The organism is Mesorhizobium sp. M5C.F.Ca.ET.164.01.1.1 (genome assembly GCF_004792125.1).
Lineage (GTDB): Bacteria > Pseudomonadota > Alphaproteobacteria > Rhizobiales > Rhizobiaceae > Mesorhizobium > Mesorhizobium wenxiniae.
Map to the genome: position 1 here is coordinate 1 of NZ_SRTG01000029.1, position 6,091 is coordinate 6,091.

Below are 6,091 nucleotides of genomic sequence, written 5' to 3' on the forward strand. Positions count from 1 at the left end.
AAACCCGCGATCGAAGATCCCCGCTCAATGCTCTTCCCATCGTCCACCTCCATCGAGGTGGATGTTGAATCAGCACAAGACGCAGCTGTCACATCACAATCGATTCATCGATCACAGGACGTGCTCTAGACGTGCTACGCCATTGGTAAGTGGAGGGACTGGACCTGCAGCTCCCTATGCCAGCGGATTTCCGTCACCAAGGAAGTCCATGTGCTATGAGAATAAATGGCCCAGTCTATGGATGCACTGGTCCGCGAAATCACTCCTTCACGGCCTCAGCTTCGACGACCGCGCGTGCGGCTTCGGACGTCGAAGCGACCTTATAGCCGATTTCGACGAGGAACTTGTCTAGACGCTCGATCAGTCCTGGTGACTGCTCAATATGGACGACAACCCATTGGAAGGCGCTGAGTGCTGCACGTTGCTTGAGCGGGTCCCAAAGACGAGCGATCCCCAATAGATCGATCGGTGCGAGCGCAATCAGCCCGTTTTCCTCGATCGCTTTCGTCATTCTCGCGTTGCGCCCATTGCGCCCACTCATCCGCCGTTAGGAGGCGCAACATGTCGAGATGGTCGGCGTGCGGCTTGGTCGCAAGCTGAGCAAGCACTGCCTTGCGCACAGGGCTCGATGTCCGCTCGGCCCGGTCAAGTACGAACGCAGGCAGCGGTGCCGGAAGGGGATCGGCCAGTGCAGTGAGCGCCTTCGCCGCGACATGGGCGAAGCGATGGTCGAGCGCTCCTTGAATCTGTGCGCGCATACCCCGATGAATCGCAATCTCGATCGCTTCGAGCGCCCGTATCATGATCATCGCTATCCATGAGGATCCGCGTGACGTCCTCGGTAACATCGAGATCGATATGGCGCGCAAGACGCACCCGCATAGTCTGCACGTCGCTCGTAGCTTCGGGAATCGCGAGCAGCGTCGCGGCGGCCGCAGGCGAAAGCGCTGGCGTCTTCTCATCCAAGATGGCACGTTCAGCCAGTGCCAGCTCTAGAAAGTCGTCTGGCAGCGCCGCGATCATCGCGGCGTACTGGTCGTGGCGGGCCTTGGCGTGTTCACCACCAGCACTCCCGCGATGGGCAAGGTCGGACGCCAGCTCGGCTAGCCTGCCGTTGGCCTTGCTGGCGATAAGCGTCGAGACAATATTTTTTTATTTCGTCAGGGACATGACCGGCCAGACAATCCAACGCCGATACGCGAACGCCGGAATTATCGTGACCTTCGACCAGCCGTACAATGAGACGGTCCTCAGCGTGGCCGTCCCAGCGGTCTGTGAGCAGATTCCAGAGCTGCCCCTCATCATCGTTTCCGTAGCTTGCCTCAATTGCCGCCTCGAGTTCACCGGCAGTGAGCTGCATTTTCGGATGGTCAAGTTCGCGCAGCCAGTATTGGCGAAGCGTCTCATGGTGACGATGCTGCACCACCTCCTTCCATCCGCGCTCGCCGCGCAATCTGCGCACATAGGCTTCGAGATAGGTATCGGCGGTTGCGCCATCATCATCGTTGGCTAGATGCTCGGCGTAATCGTCGCTGACTTCGTTGTTGAGGATTAGCAGGTGGTTTCGCGCCGCATTGTCGAGCTCAGCCTGGGTTGGCTGGCGTGCAGCGACTGAGGCATCGACGACGGGTTCGAAACGGTCGAGATCAACTAGCGCACCGGCAGCGATGACATCGTCATTCCGAATATGACCATAGCCCGCGGACTCTTGGGCGGCTGCCAGGAAAGCACCTGTCACGTCACCCGCGAGCTCTGCAAGGTCGCGAGCAGAGCCTCTCGGGAAGCTGGTTTGGTCCGTGGGCAGTACCGTGCAGGCGAAACTTTCGATCAATTCACGCACGTCAGGATCTGCGCGCATCCGCGCATACCAATCTGCGTCACGTTCGAGCCGAGCCGAGCAGCAACGCCAAAAATGAAACCCTTCCGGAGGGTCGAATCAGGGTATACGCCTGCAGATCGTAGAACCATGTCTGAACGCCGAGATCGGCCTGAGGGTAAGGGCAGTCTGTGAGCTCCATGCTGCGGTCGAAGTGATGGATCAACGGGCCGAATGAGGAAAGGGACCAAGCACGTCACCAAGCCGTCCATGATCGCGCGTGACTGCCAGTCGTTGTTGCGCAAGAAGATCGGGAAGCGGCTCACCCGTTGACCAGCGAAGTGACGTTCGCCTTGCCAAAATTCTTGCGGAACTGGATCAGATCGCACTTCCCAGTGTCCGAGCTGAGTTCTGTCCCGAACGATGTCCGCGAAATGCTTAGCTCCGGGACGAACCGACGGCCATGTCGCCGCCTGACGTGCCTCGACGTCGGGCGCGGCTCTCCGGAAGAGAGCGCCAAAGCTCATCTCCTGACCGTCCGCCGAATAGGCAAGGCGGTAGATCGTCTCGTGGTAGACGGACTGCGTTCAACGGATGGCTGCGATCGGATAGGGCGTGACCGGCCATAGCAATAGTCGTGATGCAGAAGACCGGACTACTCAGATGCGCATCCATAGACGGAGACACCGCTCCTTGGTGGCAGAATTGGCTGCCTGGAATGCGTCTCCGCTGAGGGAGCAAGCGAGCGTTGATCACTGCGAAACGGCTACCATCCTGCTGGCGAAGCTCCGTAGCTCATGTCACTTCGGCCGCCTCTAGAGAAACTTCGCGCAGGGTACCTGCCACCGGACCAGCAAGTAATGTGCTCGGCCTGGACTGGGTTTCACCGTAAGTTATGCCGCCATCTGTGGCGCAGCGGCCATCGCAGGCGCCGCTACTATCCTTCATCTCGGGGCAAAGTACCATCTTTCTGCCGCAGCTTCTTGCGGCGAGTTCGGCGATCGCCAGGCGATGCGTGCGGCGCATCCGGAACCGGAGCTTCCTCAACCGTTGTGGCCAGGAAGCGATGGTCGGGCATGGTCATGTCCTTGGCGACTGCTTCAGCGGTGGTTAACACGGGCTGAGAAACATTTTCGCCAAGAACAATCGGCTGCGGCGCCGCCTCGGCGACCGCACCTTTCGTGTGCGCTTTCGCAACCATCGTTAGCGATGCCGGCCCAGATCGACGCATCGCCCGCCCCATGGCGACCAGCTCCCGCACGCTGGCGGGTTCTCCAGCCGGCACATCATCGATTGGGAGGCCAGATCCCGACCCGACGGCGGCATCCTGGGCCATCTTGAAGAACGGATCGGGGCGCAGCCGGTTTGGCGTCGTTGCCGTCCTCGTAGCCGGCGGCGATCATCTTCATGCGAAAGCCGATCACCCGGCCAAGCTGTGGGCAGTCTGGTCCGGACAGCGCGGATGGTCGATGCAGCGCGCCAGACGCTCGGCCACCCGCAGCCGATTTTCCACCTCGGCCAGAGCCAGAAAGCCGCTGTTGGACGACAGCATCTCGCCGTCGAAACGGACGACGACGGACTTGCCGCCCACTGATGACAAACAGCTCAGCGGCAGCCTAGTCGTTCATGGCGGGTGTGATCTCCGGAAATGATTCGGATCGGGCTTAGCAACCAAATCCTATGTCATTTCAAAGTCTTGCACCAAATCCGTCAACCCACCATGAATTTTTCGGGTTAGGAGCTTCTGCTCCTGAACCTGGCAACTCCTGCCTGACAACCCGCAAGCCGCGAAACTCGAAGCCCTCCTCAGATTGCTTACGTCCAGTGTCCGACATTGTCGGACATTTGTCATGGTGTGATTCGCGCCAGGCATTTGTTGTGACATGGTTTTCTTCTCTGGCACGGTACATGCTTGTTCATATGTATACGGGTCCCGGTTGAGGAGAAATCGTCTCATGATTACGCCCATCGGTAGGCCTGCTAGCTCAAGGTGTCCGTGGACGCAGGTAAGCGGCTCAGCTTCGAAAACACGCTGTTGAATGTGCTAATGGTGTATGAAGGGTATTCAGCCGGCGATAACGGAGGTGGGCAAGTACACTCTCAGTTGTTGCAGTATCGACAACGGCCGGCATCATCAGCGAACCCGTTGCACAACAGGTGCGATCCGATGAGTGGGGCCGCCGGGGAGCGTGCAGATAGGGGGGTGCAAGGCGTGACAATGTTATCGTTATGCCGATGACCTTCTTTGTGTTGGTTGACACTCAGGACCGCCGATTTCGATTGGTATCAAGCGCGCTTTCCCTTGAGCAGATCCGAACCAGTGTGACGGGTTTAGGCCGCTATGCGGCGCGGCGGTTAGGGCGGGAACGGCCCAGATTGGGACTGGCTGAGGGATGAAAATGGTATATCGGTCTTCTCCGGTGCGCGGCCATGCCTGTCAACTAGGCGAGCAGGGCATGGATCCTGCAGCCCGGCCAATCTTTTCCAGCATCGTTCTTGGCAGTGGTACGCTAGCTATTGCGTGCGCACAGCTGGCAATGGAGATGGGCCACGTCATTGGCGCGGCCCTGTGTACTGACGCGATATTCGCGGATTGGGCGGCTCGCGCCAACATCTTGTGCATTGCGAATGTTGAAGAACTCTCCACTTTACTGAACACCGAGCCAGTGGATTGGATATTCTCGGTTGCCAATCCGCTTATATTGCGACCGGACGTGTTTGAGCGAGCGCGACAAGGTGCATTTAATTACCACGACGGTCCATTGCCACGATATGCGGGAACGCATGCGACGTCCTGGGCGCTGCTGGCGCAAGAAACCGAACACGCCGTCACCTGGCATCGGATCGATGATGGTGTTGATACGGGTGACGTCGTGGTTCAGCGCCAAGTCCTGATTGCGCCCACCGACACGGCAATGACCCTGAACCTCAAGTGTTATGAAGCCGCGATCGAGGGTTTCCGCGAACTCTTAACTGGCCTCAAGATCGGGAAACTTACTGCCTATCCGCAGGCGCTAGTGAACAGAAGTTATTTTCCGAAGCGTCGGCGCCCAGATGCGGCAGGCTATCTGCGATGGGATCGATCCGCGCAAGATTTGTCAGCGATGACGCGTGCCCTAGACTTTGGCCCGTATCATGCCAATCCATTGTGTCTGCCCAAGGCGCTCGTCGGTGATGAGGCTGTCGCAATCAGACGCTTGGAGGTGTTGCCTCGACGCTCGGGCTTTCCCGCGGGTTCCCTGCTTGAAATCCACTTCAGCCACTGGCGTGTGGCGACGGGTACGCAGGATGTCGAGGTTTGCTTTGGCAGCTCCGATGGGCGGGTGCTGGACGCGCGAGCCCTCGCCAGGCACTCCAATCTGGATGAAGGTAGTCGCCTTCTAATTTTGGGCGATGAACAGGCGCGGAGCATAACTGCCGCTCATGAATTGCTGGCGCCTCGGGAGGATTTTTGGCGACGGCGGCTTGAGCAGTTTAGAACATTGAAGTTTCCTTTCCTGTCGTCGTCCCTGTCTGACGCACCGCCCAGATGGCAGTCGAGTTCGGGGGTCATTCCAAGTGCTTTGGCTAAGCTGTCGCAAAATGATTGCACGGAATACTTGGTAACAGCTTGGCTGATCTATCTCGCCCGCATCACGGGAGAAACAGAGCTGCAACTGGGATGGAAGCCTGCATCGTATGGATGGCAAGCCGATTTGAAAGCGGTGGAGGTGCTTGTCGCTCCTGCCGTACCGATGGAAGTTACCATTGATCTTGCACGTGATTTTGAAGAAATGCGCAAAGCGGTGGCAGCCGAATTCGCTCAGCTGAGGGAGCACGGTAGCTTTGCCCGGGATCTTGTCGCGCGCTGCCCGACATTGCGAGGTGTGGAGGCGCTACGTTCGCACCGGCCTTGGCCGATTGGCATCACACTCACGACAGACAGCTGTTCCGTCGCTGGCGATCTGAAGACGAGCCACAGAGCTGGGCCAGCCCTATGTGGCGATTTGCTGACCTTTGAGGTTTGCGCTCTGGATGGGAGCTTTCGCTGGCATTTTGATGCCAGTCGATTAGCGCCGAAGCAGATCGACCGCATGACGCAGCATTTGCAAACTTTGTTACATGGTGTGATGGCCGATGCCGGGCAGCCGGTGCGCGAGTTGGCCATCCTGCCGGCTGCGGAGCGTGCGTATCTGCTGGAGGAGCTGAACCGGACGGCGGCGGCCTATCCGTCGGAGCGGTGCATCCATGAACTGTTCGAGCAGCAGGTGCAAAAGGCGCCGGAGGCGGTGGCGC

Annotated in this window: 4 protein-coding genes and 2 pseudogenes; 2 read left to right on the top strand and 4 right to left on the bottom strand. The window is 58.8% G+C overall.

The annotated features are described in order from the left end of the window. Positions 1 to 259: 259 nt before the first annotated feature. On the bottom strand, positions 260 to 511 hold the full coding sequence (locus EN807_RS32070) for a hypothetical protein (protein WP_127211660.1): 252 nt from the start codon (positions 509 to 511) through the stop codon (positions 260 to 262). A gap of 290 nt (positions 512 to 801) precedes the next feature. Between EN807_RS32070 and EN807_RS32075 the strand changes: the two genes are divergently transcribed. Beyond that, on the top strand, positions 802 to 996 hold the full coding sequence (locus EN807_RS32075; RefSeq protein ID WP_127211661.1) for a hypothetical protein: 195 nt from the start codon (positions 802 to 804) through the stop codon (positions 994 to 996). 61 nt (positions 997 to 1,057) lie between these two features. Here the strand turns inward: EN807_RS32075 and EN807_RS32080 are convergent, their stop codons facing one another. The 3 genes and pseudogenes from EN807_RS32080 to EN807_RS32090 form a co-directional block, all read right to left on the bottom strand. Then, positions 1,058 to 1,840, bottom strand: a complete 783-nt coding sequence (locus EN807_RS32080; protein WP_127211662.1) for a hypothetical protein — start codon at positions 1,838 to 1,840, stop codon at positions 1,058 to 1,060. A gap of 106 nt (positions 1,841 to 1,946) precedes the next feature. After that, positions 1,947 to 2,397, bottom strand: a pseudogene (locus tag EN807_RS37115) (IS30 family transposase); the annotation flags it as partial. A gap of 647 nt (positions 2,398 to 3,044) precedes the next feature. Then, a pseudogene (locus EN807_RS32090) lies at positions 3,045 to 3,431 on the bottom strand (transposase); the annotation flags it as partial. 841 nt (positions 3,432 to 4,272) lie between these two features. Between EN807_RS32090 and EN807_RS32095 the strand changes: the two are divergent. Next, a partial coding sequence (locus EN807_RS32095; RefSeq protein ID WP_281405234.1) for a formyltransferase family protein occupies positions 4,273 to 6,091 on the top strand: 1,819 nt, incomplete at its 3' end.